This window comes from Actinocorallia sp. B10E7, from assembly GCF_039871655.1.
GTDB lineage: Bacteria > Actinomycetota > Actinomycetes > Streptosporangiales > Streptosporangiaceae > Actinocorallia.
The window spans coordinates 341612-358510 of the sequence record NZ_JBDPLZ010000005.1; the positions used below are offsets into that span (position 1 = coordinate 341612).

The 16899-nt window shown below is 70.7% G+C and carries 13 protein-coding genes; 6 read left to right on the forward strand and 7 right to left on the reverse strand.

The annotated features are described in order from the left end of the window. Window positions 1–41 precede the first annotated feature (41 nt). The gene (locus tag ABGB12_RS19390) at window positions 42–689 is read right to left on the reverse strand and encodes a TetR family transcriptional regulator (protein WP_347679829.1); all 648 of its coding nucleotides are present in this window, start codon (window positions 687–689) and stop codon (window positions 42–44) included. Window positions 690–813: 124 nt separating this feature from the next. Between ABGB12_RS19390 and ABGB12_RS19395 the strand changes: the two genes are divergently transcribed. Genes ABGB12_RS19395 through ABGB12_RS19405 form a run of 3 tightly spaced genes read left to right on the forward strand, consistent with a single transcriptional unit; the run spans window position 814 to window position 4502 of the window. Beyond that, a complete protein-coding gene (locus ABGB12_RS19395; protein ID WP_347679831.1) occupies window positions 814–2178 on the forward strand; it encodes a cytochrome P450 in 1365 nt (454 codons plus the stop codon). Between the two features lie 3 nt (window positions 2179–2181). Beyond that, the gene (locus tag ABGB12_RS19400; RefSeq protein WP_347679833.1) at window positions 2182–3273 is read left to right on the forward strand and encodes a DUF1214 domain-containing protein; all 1092 of its coding nucleotides are present in this window, start codon (window positions 2182–2184) and stop codon (window positions 3271–3273) included. Then, window positions 3270–4502 carry a sulfotransferase gene (locus ABGB12_RS19405; RefSeq protein ID WP_347679835.1) on the forward strand — a complete coding sequence of 411 codons (1233 nt, stop codon included), beginning with the start codon at window positions 3270–3272 and terminating at the stop codon, window positions 4500–4502. Before ABGB12_RS19400 ends, ABGB12_RS19405 begins: the two co-directional genes overlap by 4 nt. Here ABGB12_RS19405 and ABGB12_RS19410 read toward each other — a convergent pair whose 3' ends face one another. Next, entirely contained in the window at window positions 4503–5597 is a 1095-nt protein-coding gene (locus tag ABGB12_RS19410; protein ID WP_347680651.1) for an MFS transporter, read from the reverse strand. 134 nt (window positions 5598–5731) lie between these two features. Here ABGB12_RS19410 and ABGB12_RS19415 point away from each other — a divergent pair, with 134 nt between their 5' ends. After that, complete coding sequence (locus ABGB12_RS19415; protein WP_347679837.1) at window positions 5732–6352, forward strand: L-threonylcarbamoyladenylate synthase; 621 nt, start codon at window positions 5732–5734, stop codon at window positions 6350–6352. Window positions 6353–6377: 25 nt separating this feature from the next. On the opposite strand, the gene ABGB12_RS19420 is transcribed toward ABGB12_RS19415, so the two are convergent. Continuing rightward, window positions 6378–8015 (reverse strand): penicillin-binding transpeptidase domain-containing protein, encoded by a 1638-nt coding sequence (locus ABGB12_RS19420; protein ID WP_347679839.1) that lies wholly within the window; start codon window positions 8013–8015, stop codon window positions 6378–6380. 109 nt (window positions 8016–8124) lie between these two features. Here ABGB12_RS19420 and ABGB12_RS19425 point away from each other — a divergent pair, with 109 nt between their 5' ends. Together ABGB12_RS19425 and ABGB12_RS19430 are read left to right on the forward strand one after the other, a co-directional pair. Further along, window positions 8125–9063 (forward strand): LysR substrate-binding domain-containing protein, encoded by a 939-nt coding sequence (locus ABGB12_RS19425; RefSeq protein WP_347679841.1) that lies wholly within the window; start codon window positions 8125–8127, stop codon window positions 9061–9063. A gap of 91 nt (window positions 9064–9154) precedes the next feature. Next, window positions 9155–10042, forward strand: a complete 888-nt coding sequence (locus ABGB12_RS19430) for a serine hydrolase (RefSeq protein ID WP_347679843.1) — start codon at window positions 9155–9157, stop codon at window positions 10040–10042. A 39-nt stretch (window positions 10043–10081) separates the two neighbouring features. Here the strand turns inward: ABGB12_RS19430 and ABGB12_RS19435 are convergent, their stop codons facing one another. From ABGB12_RS19435 to ABGB12_RS19450, 4 genes are all read right to left on the reverse strand, one after another. After that, window positions 10082–10933 (reverse strand): formate/nitrite transporter family protein, encoded by an 852-nt coding sequence (locus tag ABGB12_RS19435; RefSeq protein ID WP_347679845.1) that lies wholly within the window; start codon window positions 10931–10933, stop codon window positions 10082–10084. A gap of 185 nt (window positions 10934–11118) precedes the next feature. Beyond that, window positions 11119–13506 (reverse strand): glycosyl hydrolase family 65 protein, encoded by a 2388-nt coding sequence (locus ABGB12_RS19440; RefSeq protein ID WP_347679847.1) that lies wholly within the window; start codon window positions 13504–13506, stop codon window positions 11119–11121. Window positions 13507–13624: 118 nt separating this feature from the next. Next, a complete protein-coding gene (locus tag ABGB12_RS19445; RefSeq protein WP_347679849.1) occupies window positions 13625–15130 on the reverse strand; it encodes a serine/threonine-protein kinase in 1506 nt (501 codons plus the stop codon). A 233-nt stretch (window positions 15131–15363) separates the two neighbouring features. Next, window positions 15364–16893 carry a DHA2 family efflux MFS transporter permease subunit gene (locus tag ABGB12_RS19450; protein ID WP_347679851.1) on the reverse strand — a complete coding sequence of 510 codons (1530 nt, stop codon included), beginning with the start codon at window positions 16891–16893 and terminating at the stop codon, window positions 15364–15366. Window positions 16894–16899 lie beyond the last annotated feature (6 nt).

A 16899-nucleotide genomic window follows, 5' to 3' on the forward strand; every position in this document is an offset into this window, starting at 1 on the left:
GAAAGCGGGCCCGGGCCTCGGCCGTGTCCGGCGGAACCGGATCAGCGGAGCCGGTGGTGCAGGGGCGCGGCGAGATCCGTGGTGGTCAGCAGGAGCGCGACGGTGTAGTCGATGAGGTGGTCGCGGTCGATGGACAGGTCGCCGCGCAGCCAGGCGGTGATGAGGTCCCACAGGCCGGAGGTGAGGGTCAGACCGGTCAGCTCCAGGTCGGTGTCCGACAGGGGGAGCGGGTCGAGCACTTCGCGGGTCTGCGCGATGAAGATGGCGGTCAGCGACTGGATGATCTGGCGCCTGCGCTCCTGGAGCAGGGGGCTGGCCGGGAACTCGTGCGCCATGATGTGGGAGATGCGCGGGTCCGCGGTGAGGAAGTCGACGGTGGCGTCGACCGCGGCGCGGATCCGGGACTGCAGGTGGCGGGGGGAGCGCCCGGCGGCGTCCAGGATCGCGGCGGTGCCCCGGGCGGCCTGCTCGTCGACGATCGCCAGCAGCAGGGCGTCGCGGTCGGTGAAGTTCTCGTAGAAGTAGCGGTCGTTGAGGCCTGCCTGAGTGCACACCCCGCGGACGGTGGTGGCGGCCCAGCCCCGGGTGCCCAGCAGCTCCAGGCCCGCTTCGAGCAGCGCGGCGCGGCGGAGGGCCCGGCGCTGCTCTGCGGGCACCCCGCGGTAGGGGCGGGTGCGTGGGGACGTCACAGCTCCTGATTGTGCCTCACCTCTTGACGCGGACCCGAATTTTGGTGATCGTTGGCACCAGATATTTCTGGTGTGCTCGCACACCAGAAATGGATCAAGGCTGAAGCGGGAAAGGCGGTCACCGGTGACCACGGATTACTCCACAGGACCTTCGGGCCTGACCCTCAAGGACGTCGACCTGGGCGACCTCCGCTTCTGGGAGCGGCCGCTGGAGGAGCGGGCGGAGGGATTCGCCGTGCTGCGCGCCCAGCCCGGCCCGCAGTTCTTCACCCTCCCCAAGATGCCGTTCGTCGGACAGCAGCCCGGCTCCTGGGCGCTCGTCCGCCACGCCGACGTGGCCGAGGCCAGCCGCAACCCGGAGATCTTCAGCAGCGAGCCCACCGCCACCCAGCCGATCGACGCGCCGGGCATCGTCGACAGGTACTTCCGCTCGATGATCGACATGGACGACCCGAGGCACGCCAAGATCCGCCGGATCGTGTCCCGCGCGTTCAGCCCCCGCGTGCTGTCCAAGGCCGAGGACGACATCGCGGCCCGCGCCAAGCGCATCGTGGACGAGCTGATCGAGGCCGGCCCCGGCGTGGACTTCGTCGCCAACGCGGCGGTGCGGCTGCCCGTCGAGGTCATCTGCGACATGCTCGGCATCCCGCCGGAGCAGCACGCGAAGGTGGTGAAGCTGAGCAACATCAGCACCGGCTACACCGACCCCGAGTACGTCGGCGCCACCATGGACTACAGCACCGGCACGGGCAAGATGGGCCACCTCGGGATGGCGCGGTCGATGGGCACGATCGCCTCGGCGGGCTGGCAGCTGCACCGGCTGGCGGCCAAGCTCGGCAAGGAGCGCATCGCCAACCCCACCGGAGACCTCACCTCCGCGCTGGTGAACGCCAACGTCGACGGCGAGAAGCTCACCCCGCAGGAGTTCGGCGCGTTCTTCCTGCTGCTGGTGGTCGCCGGCAACGAGACCACCCGCAACGCCCTCGCGCACACCCTGAAGCTGCTCACCGACCACCCCGACCAGCGCGCGCTGCTGATGGAGGACTTCGACGGCCGCATCGCCGGAGCCATCGAAGAGGTCGTCCGCTACGCCAGCCCGGTCATCTTCATGCGCCGCAACGTCACCCGCGACCACGAGATGAACGGCCACCTGTACCGCAAGGGCGACAAGGTGATGCTGTACTACTGGGCCGCCAACCGCGACGAAGCGGTCTTCACCGACCCCGAGAAGTTCGACATCACCCGCTCGCCGAACCCGCACATCGGCTTCGGCGGCCCCGGCCCGCACTTCTGCCTGGGCGCCAACCTGGCCCGCCGGGAGCTCACCGTGATGCTCCGGGAGCTGTACACCCGCCTGCCCGACATCCGTTCCGAAGGCGAACCGGACCGTCTGCTGTCCGGCTTCATCAACGGATACAAGCGGCTGAAGTGCACCTTCACCCCTCCGGCGGCCGTTCCGGCCAGCCGTCCCGCAAGCGAAGGCTCCTGATCGGTGGAGGACGCCGACCGGCCGGAAGTGAAGGCGTGGGAGACGTTCGTCGACGCCTTGCAGACGGCCGGACGGCGCCTGGCCGCTGACACCGAGGGCCTGGACGAGCTGGAACGGGCAGACGGATTCCGCGCGCTGATACGCGGCCTGCACAACCAGCTCGCCCGGTTCGAGGTCGACAGGGAACAGCCGGAACTGGTGCCGTTCAACGGGTGGCGGCAGAAGTTCTTCATGGACAACCCGGACTTCCGCTACTGGGTGGCCGACATCCGCCCCGGCCGGTGCTACCGCCTCACCGGGAACCCGGGTGCGGCCGTCTACGCGTCGATCACGGTCTACGCCGGGTCGGGGCGGGCGGGAGCCGAAGCCGTCGCCCGTCTCGACAGCGACGGGCTCCGCTTCGACGAGGAGGGGAACTTCACCGTCACGCTCGGCGGAACCCGGCCCGAGGAAGGCGACTGGCTGCCACTCCCCGAGAAGACGACCGCCCTGTGGGTCCGGTACTTCCACGACGACGCCGGGGACGAGACGGGCTGGTGCGCCCTCACCCCGATCGATCCCGCCGTATCCGTGCCGCCTCCCATCGACCCGGCCCGCTTCACGCACCACCTCGGCCGCCTCGCCGGGGCCATGTCCTTCCTCCCCGCGGCCTTCGCCATGGCCGCGGACGCCGACCGGGCGCGGCCCAACGAGATCCGCCACTGGTCGGAGATGACCGGCGGCGCCGTCTACACCGAGCCCGGCATCCACTACCTGCGCGGCGGCTGGGAGCTGGGGCCGGGAGAGGCGCTGGTACTCGAAGGCGACGTGGCGCCGTGCCGGTACTGGAACGTCCTGCTCTACAGCCGCTTCCTCAACTCCCTCGACCACCGGCACCGTTCCGTGTCCCGTACCGGCGGCACCGCGAGCATCAAGGACGGGCGGTACCGCTTCGTGCTCGCCGCGCAGGACCCCGGTCCGTCCGCCGGCGACTGGCTGGACACCGAAGGCCGCCCGTTCGGGATCGTCGTCCTGCGCTGGCTGCAACCCGAACACCCACCCGCCCTGCCGTCCGTTCGCCGCTGCCGTATCGAAGACCTGCGGAACGAGAGATGACGACCTGGAAACCCGCCCCGCGAACCCCCGAGGCCGCCGCCGTATACGCCGCCGCGGAAGCGGACCGAGCGGCCCGCCCCGAGCGTTACCGACTCGGTGCCGACACCGCGGAAGAAGTCATCGCCAAGGCGACCAGGGGTGTCGGAGACTCCCTCCTGGACGACCCTTCGGAGTGGCGCGAAGGACTCGAACGGTACCTGGAGTCCGCTTCGGAAGACGGCCGCCTGAACGCCCTCGGCGTGAAGATGGCCTTCAACTCGGCAGTGGCGAGGCTCCGCACCCGCATCCTGACGAAACGTCACCTCGCGGCACACCCGGAGATCATCGGAAGCCCTCTCGTACCGCCGATCTTCATCGTCGGCGGCTGGCGGACGGGCACCACGTTCCTCTTCCGCCTGCTCGCCACGGATCCCAGATTCCGCGCCCCTCTTTCCGCGGAGCTCGGCGCTCCGTGGCGTTTCTCCAACGTGACGGAGAAAGAGCGAGAAGAGCTGCTGGACGCCTCTTCCAGTGCCCAAGAAGCACTGCACTTCCTCAACCCCGCCCTGGCGACCGTCCATGACTTCGGCTCCCGCCTCCCCGAAGAGTGCGTACTGGCCATGGGAACCGACTTCCGCAACTGGGGATTCAGCTCCACCATGCGCCTGGACGGCTACAGCGCCTGGCTGGCCGAGCAGGACTTCTCCGCCTCCTACAGCCACTACCGCAAGGTCCTGCAGACTCTCGATGCGGAAGACGGCCGTCGCTGGGTCCTCAAAGCCCCCGCCCACCTCCCCGAACTCGAGCATCTGGCCGCGGCCTTCCCCGGCGCGTGCATCGTCCACCTGCACCGCGACATCGTCGAGACGGTCGCCTCCGGCGCCAGCCTGTTCTCCGTCTTCCGCTCCACCTACAGCGACGACGTGGACGCCCGTGACGTCGGCCGCTTCCAGACGGACCAGACCGAACGATGGCTGCGACGGGCCCTGGCCTTCCGGGACTCCCCGTCCGCGGCCTCCGTCACCGTCCTGGACGTGCGCTACGAGGACCTGGTCTCGTCGACATCCTCGGTGGTGAAGCAGATCTACGCCGCGGCCGGCCTGGAGGCTCCCCCGGACCCGGACGGCATGATCGAGCGCTACCACGCCGCCCGCCCACGCCAGGCGAAGGGCGTCCACCGCTACACCCCCGGGGAGTTCGGCCTGGACGAAGACGCCATACGCCGACGGTTCGCCTTCTACCGACCCTGATCATCCCCGCCGTCCCCGCAGGACGAGGGCCAGGAGGAGCTGGGGCAGGGCCGCCAGGGCGAACAGCAGCCAGGACGGCGACCACAGGGAGCCGAGACCGTAGGCGGCGAAGACCAGCACGGCGATGACCTCCATGCCCAGGCCCGCCAGCGAGGTGACGGTGGCGCGGGAACGGTCGGAGAGCCGGTCCTGGAGCCGCGCCTCCGTGACGACCATCGCCCACTGGGCGAACCCGAAGGCGACGCCGATCGGCACGAAACCGAGCGGGTGGCGTGCCAGGGCCCCCGCGGCCAGGCAGAGCGCGGCCAAGGCCAGCATGACGGGAAGCCGGGAGCCGCCGCGCCCGGCGAACCACCCGCCGACCGCGTCACCGGCGGCGGGCAGCAGCACCAGCAGGGGCACGAGGGCCAGCGCTGCCCCCGAGGCCTCGGCGGCCAGCAGCGGCAGGTATTCGTCCATCGCCGAGAAGCCCGACACCAGGACGACGGCCAGGAGCAGCCGCCGGACCACCGGGGCCGTCCGCACCAGGGCCAGCCCGTCCCGCAGCACCACCCGCAGCCCCGGCTCCTCGTCCTCTTCGGGGTCCTCCCCGCCGCCTCTGTGCTCGGGAAGGGACCAGGCGACCGCGGCCGTGAACAGCGGAACGATCACGCTGGCGATGCCGAGGGCGAGGAATCCGCCCGCCGCCATGACGGGCGCCGCGACCACTGAGGAGGCCATGGCGGCGGTCGTCCCCAGCGCTCGGGCCCGGCCGAACACGCGCGGATAGGAGTCGCCCGCCCCCAGCCGGGCGAGCTCCTCGTAGACCAGCGCCTCCAGGGCCCCCGAGGCCAGCGCGCCTCCGGCCCCCCACAGCACGAATCCGGCCGCGAACGCCGGATAGGACGGGAGGAACGTCCACAGCCCGTACCCCAGCCCGGTGATCAGCGGGGCGAGGACCAGCAGCCTGCGGCGGGAGAACGCGTCGGCCAGGACCCCGGAGGGGATCTCCAGCAGGAACGAGACGGACGACCACAGGATGAGCAGCGTCGAGATCTGCGCGGTCGACAGTCCGGTCTCGGCGAACAGCAGCGAGTAGACCGGGTACAGGAGGATGAGATCCGTGAGGAACGCGTACGCGTAGACCCTCCGGATGAGCCGACTCTCAGATGAAGATCAATGTCGCCAGGTCATGTCTTCATTCAACCAGGCCCGCCTCACGCCTCGCCACCCTGTCTAAGCTCCTTTACATGGCGAAGTATTTCGATGTGCATCCGGATAATCCGCAGCCCCGAGCGATCCGCCAGGCGGTGGACCTCGTGCGTTCCGGCGGGCTGATCGTGTATCCGACGGACTCGTGCTTCGCGCTCGGGTGCCGTCTGGACAACAAGGAGGGAATCGACAGGATCAGGGAGATCCGCCAGCTCGACAGCGGCCACCACTTCACGCTGGTGTGCAAGGACTTCGCGCAGCTCGGCCAGTTCGTCCAGATCAGCAACGCGCTGTTCCGCTCGATCAAGGCGGCCACCCCCGGTGGCTACACGTTCATCCTCCCGGCGACGAAAGAGGTGCCGCGCAGGCTGCTGCACCCCAAGAAGAAGACGGTCGGCGTCCGGATCCCCGACCACGTCGTGGTGCAGGCCCTGCTGGCCGAACTGGGCGAACCGCTGCTGTCGAGCACCCTGCTCCTGCCCGGCGAGGCCGAGCCCATGACCCAGGGCTGGGAGATCAAGGAGACCCTCGACAACGCGGTCGACGCCGTGCTCGACTCCGGCGAGTGCGGCACCGTCCCGACGACGGTCGTCGACCTGTCCCAGGGCGAACCCGAGATCATCCGCCGAGGCACCGGCGACCCGTCCCTCTTCGAGTAGGACGACGTCTCGCGCGCGCGATCCCTCAGAGGGACCTGAGGAACCGCGCGGCGATGGGGGCGGCGGCCTCGGCGCCGGTGCCGCCGTCCTCGACGATCACGGAGAACGCCAGGTCGCCCCGGTAGCCGATGAACCAGGCGTGGGTCGGCGGGTTCTCGCCGGAGCCGAACTCGGCGGTGCCGGTCTTGCCCGCCGTCCCGGCGGGGAAGTCCACGGCGTGCGCGGTGCCCTCGGTGACGACGGCGGGCATCAGCACGCGCAGCGCCTTGCGGACGTTCGGGTCGAGCGGGTGGTCGGGTTCGGGCTTCTTCCCGCCCGCGTCGAGGGCCTGGGGGGCCAGGGAGGCGGGGACGAGGCGCGGGGAGCGCCAGGTGCCGTCGGCGGCGGCCGCGGCCACCGACGCCATGTTGAGCGGGCTGGTGAGCACCTCGCCCTGGCCGAACGCGGCGGAGGCCAGCGCGGTGTCGTCCTTGACGGCGGGGAAGGAGGCCCGCACCGCCGGAAGACCCGCGATGATCGGAGCGTTGAAGCCGAACTGGGCGGTGACCTGCGCCAGCCGCTTCTCGCCCAGCCTGTCGACGGCCAGGGCGGCGAACGTGGTGTTGCAGGAGTGGGCGAAGGCGTCGCGGAACGGGATGCTGCCGAACTTCTCGTACTCGGCGTTCTTGAAGGTGCGGCCGCCGATCGTCGTCGTGGCGGGGCAGTCCACCGTGCTGCCGGGCTTGAGGCCGCCCGCCACCAAGGCGGCGGCCGTCACGACCTTGAAGGTGGAGCCGGGCGGGTACTGGCCCATGAGCGCGCGGTTGTAGCCGCCGGGCTTGTTGACGACGGCGAGGATCTCGCCGGTCGAGGGCCGGACGACGACCATGGAGGCGTTCTTCTTCGCGGTCGAGAGGGCTTGCCCGGCGGCGAGTTGGACGCGCGGGGCGATCGTGGTCTTCAGCGGCTCGCCGGGCCCGCCGCCGAACAACTGGAGGGCCTTGACCGGCTTGTCCCGCGCGTCGACGATCCGGACGATCGTGGCCGGGGTGCCCGCCAGCCGCTTCTCGTACTGGCGGTTGAGGCCGTCCAGGCCGACGGGGTCGCCCTTGCGGTAGGGGGCGCCGAGTTCGGCGGCGGCCTTGTCGGTGGCGGGGCCGACCGGTCCGAGCAGCTGCTGCACCGAGCCGGAGGAGCTGCCGCGCAGGTCGGAGCCGTCGGCGGCGGTGATCGCCGCGCGGTCGGGGAAGGCGCGGGCGGTGGTGAGCCGCTGCCCGTCCCGCAGGTCGGGGTGGAGTACGGACGGGGCCCAGCGGACCCGCCACTCGTCGTTCTCGCGGACGAAGGAGAAGGTGCCTTCGTAGCTCCACTTCTGGCCCTGGCCGAGGGTGAGCTCGGCCCGGTAGGCGGCCTTGGCGTTCTCGCCTTCGCCGACGCCGGCCAGGTGGAGGCGCTGGTCGACGACGCCGAGGTCGGTCCACGTGCGGGTGAGCCGGGCCGGAAGGTCGGCGGGGCCGCCCGCGGTGAGCGCCGCCATCGCGGCGGCGTCGCGGTGCTGCCAGGAGGCGAGGAACCGCTCCGCGACGGGTTCGGGGCCCTCGTCCCTGACCGCCCAGAACACCCCGGCGCCCACCGCCACGGCGACGGTCGGTACGGCCACGGCTGCCACGACGGTTCGGCGCATCCGCGTCTCCTTCCCCTAGCAGGAGTCACCAGAACAGCAGATGATCCGAAAGATGTCCAAGATCGGTATTGATCATGGATTGATATGGGAATGGATATAGTCCTTGGCTGTGAACCTCGTGGGGCACCTCGAATGCTTCGTCGCGGTCGCCGAGGAGTTGCACTTCGGGCGGGCCGCGGACCGGCTCGGCATGGCCCAGCCGCCGCTCAGCCAGCGCATCCAGCGGCTGGAGAAGGAGCTCGGCACCCGCCTGTTCGACCGGTCGAGCCGCCGTGTCGCGCTCACCGCGTCCGGCAGGCTGCTGCTGGAGGAGGCCCGCGACCTGCTCGACCGGGCCGGCCGGATCCTCACCGTCGCGGAACGGGCGGGCGATCGCGCGACGCTGCGCGTCGGCATCCCCGAGGACCTCGACGGCGCGGTGGTCGCCTCCCTCATCGGCACGTTCCGCGACGTCCGTCCCGACCTGCCCCTGGAACTGCGCCCCGCCCTCACCGAGGACCACCTGCGCGCCCTCGCCGACGGCACGCTCGACGTCGGCGTGCTCCGCCACCCGTGCGACACCTCCGGTCTGGCCCTCGGCCCGATGCTCGGCGAACCCCTCGGGGCCCTGCTCCCCGACGGCTCCCCGCCCGCCGCCGCCCCCGAACTGCGCCTGGCCGACCTCGAGGGACACGACCTCGTGGTGCCCCGCCGCGGGAACTCCTCCGCCGCGCTGGAGGACCTCCTGGCCTCCTGCGCCCGCCACGGCTTCGTCCCGGGCGCCGTCCACGAGTCCCCGCACCCCCAGTTCACCCTGGGCCTGGTCTTGGCCGGCACCGCCGTGGCCCTCGTGCCGCGCACCCCGGCGGCGCCCGGGACGGTGTGGCGCCCCCTCCTCGGCGCCCCGCTCCTGCGGCGGACGTCCTGCGCCTGGCGCGCCGGCGCCCCGCCCGAGGGGCCGATCGCCGATCTCATCGACGTGACCACCCGTGTCCTGCGCACCGAGGCAGCCATGACCCCTGTCCCCCACCGTGTCGTCCTCCGCCCGTCCTCCGGGTTCCTCGCATGACCGGCGCGGTAGCCTCGACCGTGACCGCGGCCAGTCCCCCCAGCTCTTCGTCCCGCCGCGGGCGCACCGCGCTTCCCGGGGGAGGCGCGGCATGACGTCCGTGATCGAGGGGACGTTCCGGGAGGCCGGGGTGGCCGGGTGGCTGCACGCGGTCGATCTGGACTCCGGACGCGAGGTCGGGGTGCGGCCCGACGAGAGCGTGGTGCTCGCGTCGGTGTTCAAGGTGCCGCTGCTGGTGGCGTTCTTCCGCCGCGCGGCGGCGGGCGGGCTCGACCCGGTGGAGCGGGCGGTGCTCCCGCCCGGGGATCGGGTGGCGGGCACGACCGGGACGTCGGTGCTGCTCGACGAGGTGCGCATGTCGCTGCGGGACCTCGCCTGCATGATGATCACGGTCAGCGACAACACGGCGGCCGACGCCGTGCTGGCACGGGTCGGCCTGGAACACGTCAACCGGGCCCTCGTCGAACTCGGCCTGGAGCGGACCCGGGTGACCGGGAGCGCGAGCGACCTCCACGCGTCCCTGATGGCGGACGCGGGCGTCACCGACCCCGCGGAACTGTGGTCGAGACTCGCCGAACCCGGAATGTCCGGCCGCCTGTCGGCCCTCGACCCCGCCCGTTCCAGCCACGGCACCCCCCGCGAACTGACCCGCCTGCTCGCCGCGATCTGGCGCGACGAGGCCGCGCCCCCCGCCGAGTGCGCCCAGATGCGCCGCATGCTCGGCCTCCAGGTCTGGCCCCACCGCCTGGCCTCCGGATTCCCCTACGACGACGTCCTGGTCAGCGGCAAGACCGGCACCCTCCTGAACCTCCGCAACGAGATAGGCGTCGTCGAGTACCCCGACGGCGGCCGCTACGCCCTGGCCGTCTTCACCAGGGCCCGCAGCACCGCCGCCACCCATCCCCGGGCCGACGCGGCCATAGGCACCGCCGCCCGCCTCGCCGTCCAGGAACTCCGGGGCTGGGCCACTTCGAGCTGACCCGAGGTCGCGGAGGGCCCGCTTCGGTCTACGAGCGCGTCACGCGTCCACTTTGACCGGCGCGTCGATCTCCCGGGGGGTCGGGCGGTCCAGGCCCACGCGGGTACGGCCGTGGGTCGCGTACAACGTGAGCCCCACGAACGTCAGACCGCCGACGAGGTTGCCGACCACGGTCGGGAGCTCGTTCCACACCAGGTAGTCCATGAGCGAGAAGTCACCGCCGAGCATCAGGCCGGACGGGAACAGGTACATGTTCACGATCGAGTGCTCGAAGCCCATGTAGAAGAAGAGCAGGATGGGCATCCACATGGCGATCACCTTGCCCGAGACGGACGTCGACATCATCGCGGCGACGACGCCCGTGGAGACCATCCAGTTGCAAAGGACGGCCCGGATGAACAGGGTCAGCATTCCGGCGGCCCCGTGCTCGGCGTAGCCGACCGTCCGGCCCTCGCCGATCGAGCCGATCCTCTGGCCGATCTCGTTCGGCTCCATGGAGAAGCCGACGGTGAAGATCACGGCCATCATGACCGCCACGGTGAGCGCGCCGGCGAAGTTGCCGACGAAGACCAGGCCCCAGTTGCGCAGGACCGAGCGCGGCGTGACGCCCGGCCGCCTGTCGATGAGCGCGAGGGGGGTCAGGGTGAAGACGCCGGTCAGGAGGTCGAACCCGAGCAGGTACAGCAGGCAGAACCCGATCGGGAAGAGCAGTGCGCCGAGCAGGGCCTCGCCCGTCTGCACGGTGACCGTGACCGCGAACGCCGCGGACAGCGCGAGGATGGCGCCGGCCATGTACGCGCGGATCAACGTATCTCGGGTGGACATGAAGGCCTTGGTCTCGCCTGCGTCGATCATCTTCTTGACGAACTCGGGCGGGTTCACGTAGGACACGAGATCACTCTTTCGCCGTGGGGTGGAGGACGCCGTAGGCGTACATAACGGACTCACGGTGAGTTTGGGTACAGAAAGTTTCCGTTGTGTGACACGGCTGGGCGCATCAAGTCACATCGACTTCACACGGCTGACCGGCCTCGGTTAGGGCCGGGAGCCGGCTCCGCCTGGCGGCGGCCGGAGGCTCAGAGCGGGAACCGCACGGTGGAACCGGGCGTCAGCTCGGCGGTCTGGCCGCGGCACTCGATCTCGATCGGCTGCTGCATCCCGGGGCCGGCGGTGACATCCACGCGGTTTCCGCTGATCCGCAGCAGCAGCGGATGCTCCCGGTAGCGCAGGGGCAGGGTGAGCGTACCGAGCGACTCGGGCCAGTACGGGTTGAGCAGCAGCCGGTCCTCCCGCGTCTCCAGCCCGGAGAAGCAGCGTTGAAGGAGGTCCACGCTCCCGGCCATGGCCGCCAGATGGATGCCCTCCGGGGTCGTCCCGCCCTGGATGTCGGTGATGTCGGCCCGCAGCGTGCGGACGAAGAACTCCATGGCCCGCTCGCGGTGCGCCCGCGCCAGGACCCAGGCGTGCACCACCGCGCTCAGCGTCGAGCCGTGGGAGGTCCGGACCAGGTAGTAGTCGATGTTCCTGGGGATGGCGTCGCGGTCCAGCCCGTAGCCGAGGCGGTCGAAGAGCGGGCCGAGCTCGTCGGCCGACAGCAGGTAGAACAGCATCAGCACGTCGGCCTGTTTCGACGCCTTGTAGCGGTTGACGTCGTCGCCCTCGGCTTCGAGGATCCGGTCCAGGCGCTGGATGTCGCCGTACCGGCGCCGGTAGCCCTCCCAGTCCAGCTCCGCCAGGTCCTCATAGCCCTCGAACTGGCTGATGACGCCATCGTGGAACGGCACGAACATGCTCCGGCTGATGTCCCTCCAGCGCGCCAGTTCCCCGTCCTGGAGCCCGACGGTCCGCATGAGCTCGCGGCGGGCCTGCTCCGGGATCAGGGAGAGCGCGTCGATGGCGCGCAGGATCACCCACACCGCCATCACGTTCGTGTAGGCGTTGTTGTCGATCCCGTCCCCGGTCGCGCCCGGATAGTCGGAGTGGAATTCGTCGGGGCCCATCACCCCGCGGATGACGTACCGGCCGCACCTCCGGTCGTAGGAGGCGAGGGAACTCCAGAACCAGGCGATCTCCACCAGCATGCGCGTCCCGTAGTGGGTGAGGAACTCCCGGTCGCCGGTCGCCTGGTAGTAGTGCCACACGTTGTAGGCGACGGCGATCCCGATGTGGTGCTGCCGCCAGGTCGGGTCGGGGAGCCAGCGGCCGGACATCGGGTTGAGGTGCAGCCGCTGGTTCTCCTCACGGCCGTCGCTGCCGGACTGCCAGGGGTACATCGCGCCCCGCAGGCCCGCCGCCCGGGCCGCCTCCCGCGCCTCGGGCAGCCGGCGGTACCGGTAGCGCAGCAGCGCCCGCGTCAGGTCGGGGACGCGCAGGTTCAGCAGGGGGAAGACGAACAGCTCGTCCCACAGGACGTGTCCGCGGTAGGCCTCGCCGTGCAGCCCCCTGGCCGGTACCCCGACGTCGAGGTCGACGGTGTTGGGCGAGAGGGTCTGCAGCAGGTGCAGCAGATGGAGGCGGACCGTGCGCAGCGCGTGCTGTTCGCCCTCGATCCTGACGTCGAACCGTTCCCACAGCTGGGTCCAGGCCAGGCAGTGGTCTTCGAGCAGCGTCCCGAAACGTCCCATCCGGGGCAGCCACCGCGCGGCCTCGGCCGCGGGTTCGCTGACGGCGCGGTCGCGGCCGGTGAAGACGGTCACGATCTTCTCCAGCGTCACGGAGTCGCCCGCGGCGACGTCGACGGCGACGTCATGGCCGATCCAGGAGGGCTCCTCGACGAGACGGCGCTCGGCGTCGCACCGCCGCTCCCCGCGCCACAGGGTGCTGCGGGCCGCCATCGCCACCCGGATCTTGGACTGGCTCGTCTGCGTCTCGAGCAGGCAGGAGTCCTCGCCCAGCTCACGCGTGTCCACTGTCTGGAGGTGGCCGCTCGCCAGATCCCGGTAGCGGTCGACGAGGGTGTTGGCGACCCGGCCGTCGAGCGCGGAGCGCAATTCCAGCCGACCCGACCAGTCCTCGGGCGTGATCGTCACCTCGAGCGCGCACGCGTGCGCGAACCGCATGTCGGCGAAGCGCCGCTGCGTGACCGCCGTGGTGCGTCCCGCACCGTCGCGGTAGCGGAACCGGCGGGTGAGGACCGCCCGCCGCAGATCGAGGCACTGGCGGTATTCCAGGATCTCCGCCGCGTCGATGTCGAACCACGGCCCGCCCTCGACGCGGAACGTCACCGGAAGCCAGTTCGGCAGGTTCACCAGGCTTTCGTTCTCGACGCCCTTCCCGCTGATCTCCGTTTCCAGACGGTTGTAGACGCCGGCCGCGTACGTACCGGGATAGTGCACCCCATCGGCCGAGGACTCCGGCGCAGCCCCCCGGGTGGCCAGATAGCCGTTTCCGACGGTGCACAACGACTCCCGCAGCCCTTCCTCGGCCGGGTCGTAGCCCTCGTAACACCATGTCCACCCGCTCACCGACCCCCACCCCGATCCGCGCGAGCCGAAGAACGCGGTCGCGCTCCTCATTCGTCTTTAGGCCATGCCGCGTAACGTGCGCGCCTTCTGGTGACAAAAGGTGGGGAACGCTTTCCGTTCAGGGGTACGAGACGCAGTTGTTGCCCTCGGCCCGGACGTTCGGGTGGCCTGGGTAGCGCCAGCGGCACACGGCCGAGGCGTCGGTGTTCATCGTCGGCTTGCCGTTGCCCTGACAGGTGAGGGCGCCGTTGTAGTAGAAGTAGACGGGGTATCCGTGAGCCGTGCAGTACTGGGCCATGTCCTGCATGGTGACGGTTCCGACTGTTTTCGGGCTTGACGGGGCGGGCTTGTTCGACGGAGAGGGCTTCTTCGAGGGGGAAGGCTTCTTCGATGGGGCCGGCGTCTCGGCCTCCGGGGATCTGGTACCGCTCGGCTTCTGGGTACTGCCAGGGTTCCGCGCGTCGCCTGGGGACTTCGACGAGCGAGGCGTCTTCGTGGGGGAGGGCGCCGCGCTGAGCCGTCCTGTCGCGGGAGCCGTGGCGTCGGAGGACGCGAGGACGGCATCGGAGGAGATCCGCGGCGACGCGTCGGGTTCCTGCCCTCGCAGGCCCGGGAAGACGAAGTAGGCGGCTCCGGCGAGCACCAGCAGGCACAGGGACGCGGCACTGGCCTGGGCGCGGCGGCGCCTGCTCCTGGCCGGGACCACGGTCTCGTGCGGGGCGGGTCGCTCCTCTTTCTCTCCGCTCCCGGAATCACGGTCAGCGGCTCCGTCCTCGAGGTCCCCGGGAGGGTCTTCGGTGCGTGGGACGGGTGCGGAGAGGGTGCGCAGGCGGTCGGCGACCTCGGCGGCGGTGGGGCGTTCGGCGGGGTCCTTCTCCAGGCAGGCGCGGACGATCGCCTCCAACCGGCTGTCCAGGCCGTCCGTGCGGGGCTCGTCGTGGAGGACGGCGTACATGACGGCGGAGACGGACGCGCCGTCGAAGGCGGTCTTCCCCGTGGCGGCGAAGACCATGGTCGCCCCCCAGGCGAACAGGTCGGCCGCCGAACCGGTCTCCTCGTCCCGGAAGTGTTCGGGCGCGGTGTAGCCGGGGGTGCCCACGGCCTGGCTGCCGGTGAGCGACCGGGTGAGGTCCAGGGCGCGGGCGATGCCGAAGTCGATCACCACCGGGCCGTCCGGGCCGAGGATCACGTTGCCGGGTTTGAAGTCGCGGTGGACCACGCCGGCCTGGTGGATCGCGGCCAGCGCCGTCACGGTGTTGAGCGCCAGCCGTTCCAGGGCGGCTCCGCCACGGGCCCCGGTGGCGCGCACCGACTCCTGCAGGGAGGGCCCGTCGATGAACTCGCTGACGATGTAGGGCTGGCCGTTCACGACGCCGCTGTCGAGAACTTGGGCGGTGCAGAACGGGGCGACTCGTTTGGCGAGTTCCACTTCGTCGAGGAAGCGGGTGCGGGCGATCTCGTGCGTGATCAGGTGGGCGTGCAGGAGCTTGACCGCGACCTGTCGGCCGTTCTCGTCGCCGCCGAGGTAGACGGTGCCCTGGCCGCCGGCGCCGAGCCGGCCTTCGAGCCGGTACGGGCCCACGCTCGCCGGGTCGGCCGGCAGGAGCGGCATCGGCTCGGGCACGTTTCCTCCAAAGGCTCAAAGTGTAATGATCTTATCCATTTCGGAAGGCCGCCCAAGGGATCCACGCGGCTATTCGGCGGTTCCATGTAAATCGTGTTCTGTGCGGCTTCAAGCGTGAAATGGGGGAAGGCGAACGCCGACATTCCGAAATGACGCGGGAGTACGCCCACGCGCTGGAGGCCGACCACGCAGAAGGGGCCCGCCGAACACGGCGGGCCCCTTCTGCATTGCGGCTAATGCATCGGCATGACGTCGACCGGTGCCTCCGGACGCTGCCGGGGCAGCAGCAGCGCGGGGATGAAGGACAGCATGAGCAGGACGAGCGCCCACCAGAAGGTGGCGCCGAACGACTCGGCCAGCTTCGGGGCCAGCTGCGCCCGCACCTCCGGCGGCATGCCCGCCGCGGCGCCGAGGCCGCCACCGCTCGCGCCGGGCAGCCGGTCGGCGAGCTCGGTGGTCAGGATCACCGACATGGTCGCGGTGCCGATCGACCCGGCGACCTGCTGGATGATGTTCAGCGCGGTGCTGGCGCGCGGCACCTCGTCGTGGCCGAGGGTCTGCATGGCCGCCGACATGGTCGGCATCATGGTCAGGCCCATGCCGAGGCCCATGACGAACAGCGCGCCGCCCAGCAGCGTCATCGAGGTGTCGGTGCCGACCTGGGTGAAGCCGAACATGCCCGCGATGACGAACACCAGCCCGGCCAGGACCACCCGGCCGGGGCCGATCTTGTCGGTTAGCTTGCCGCCGATCGGCATCGTGATCATCGCGCCGAGGCCCTGCGGGATCAGCAGCAGGCCGGTGTGGAAGGCGCTCTCACTCCGCACGACCTGGTAGTACAGCGGCATCAGGAGCATCGCGCCGAAGAACGCCAGCTGGAACAGCACCATCGTCCCGGACGCGGCGGCGACCGAGCGGCGGGTGAACAGCCGCAGGTCGATGAGCGGCGCCTCGGCGCGCAGCGCCCGCACCACGAACCCGACGACCAGGACCGCGCCGAGCGCGGTGAACCCGATCACCTCGGCGGAGTCGAACGCGCCCTTCTCCGCGCCGGTCGCCAGGCCGTAGATCAGCGAGGCGAGGCCGGGCGAGAGCAGCAGCAGGCCGATCAGGTCGAGCCGCTCGCCGGGCCGCGCGGTGTCGCGGTCCAGGATCCTCCAGGCCAGGAACAGCGCGACCGCGCCGATCGGCACGTTGATGTAGAAGATCCAGCGCCACGACACGTCGTCGACCAGCCAGCCGCCGAGGATCGGGCCGCTGATCGGGCCGAGCAGCATCGGGATGCCGACGACGCTCATCACCTGGCCGACCCGCTGCGGGCCCGCCTTCTGGGTCAGGATCGTCATGCCCGCGGGCATGATCATGCCGCCGCCCAGGCCCTGGAGCACCCGGAAGGCGATCAGCGACTCGGCCGACCAGGCCATGCCGGCCAGCGCCGAACCGACCACGAACAGCCCGATCGAGACCATGTAGAGCCGCTTGGTGCCGAACCGGCTGGCCGCCCACCCGGTCACCGGGATCACGGTGGCCAGCGCCAGCGTGTAGCCGGTCGCGATCCACTGGATCTGCGACAGCGGCGCGTCGAACTCCTCGGACAGGTCGCGGATGGCGATGTTGACCACGGTGACGTCGAGGATCGACATGATCGCACCGAGGACCACGACCATCGCGACGGCGAGCACGCCGCGGTCGAGGCCTCCTCCGCCGTCGTCCGGTTTGCCGACGGGGGCGGCGTTAGCCTCCGGGGGGGCTGAAGAACTCAACTTATG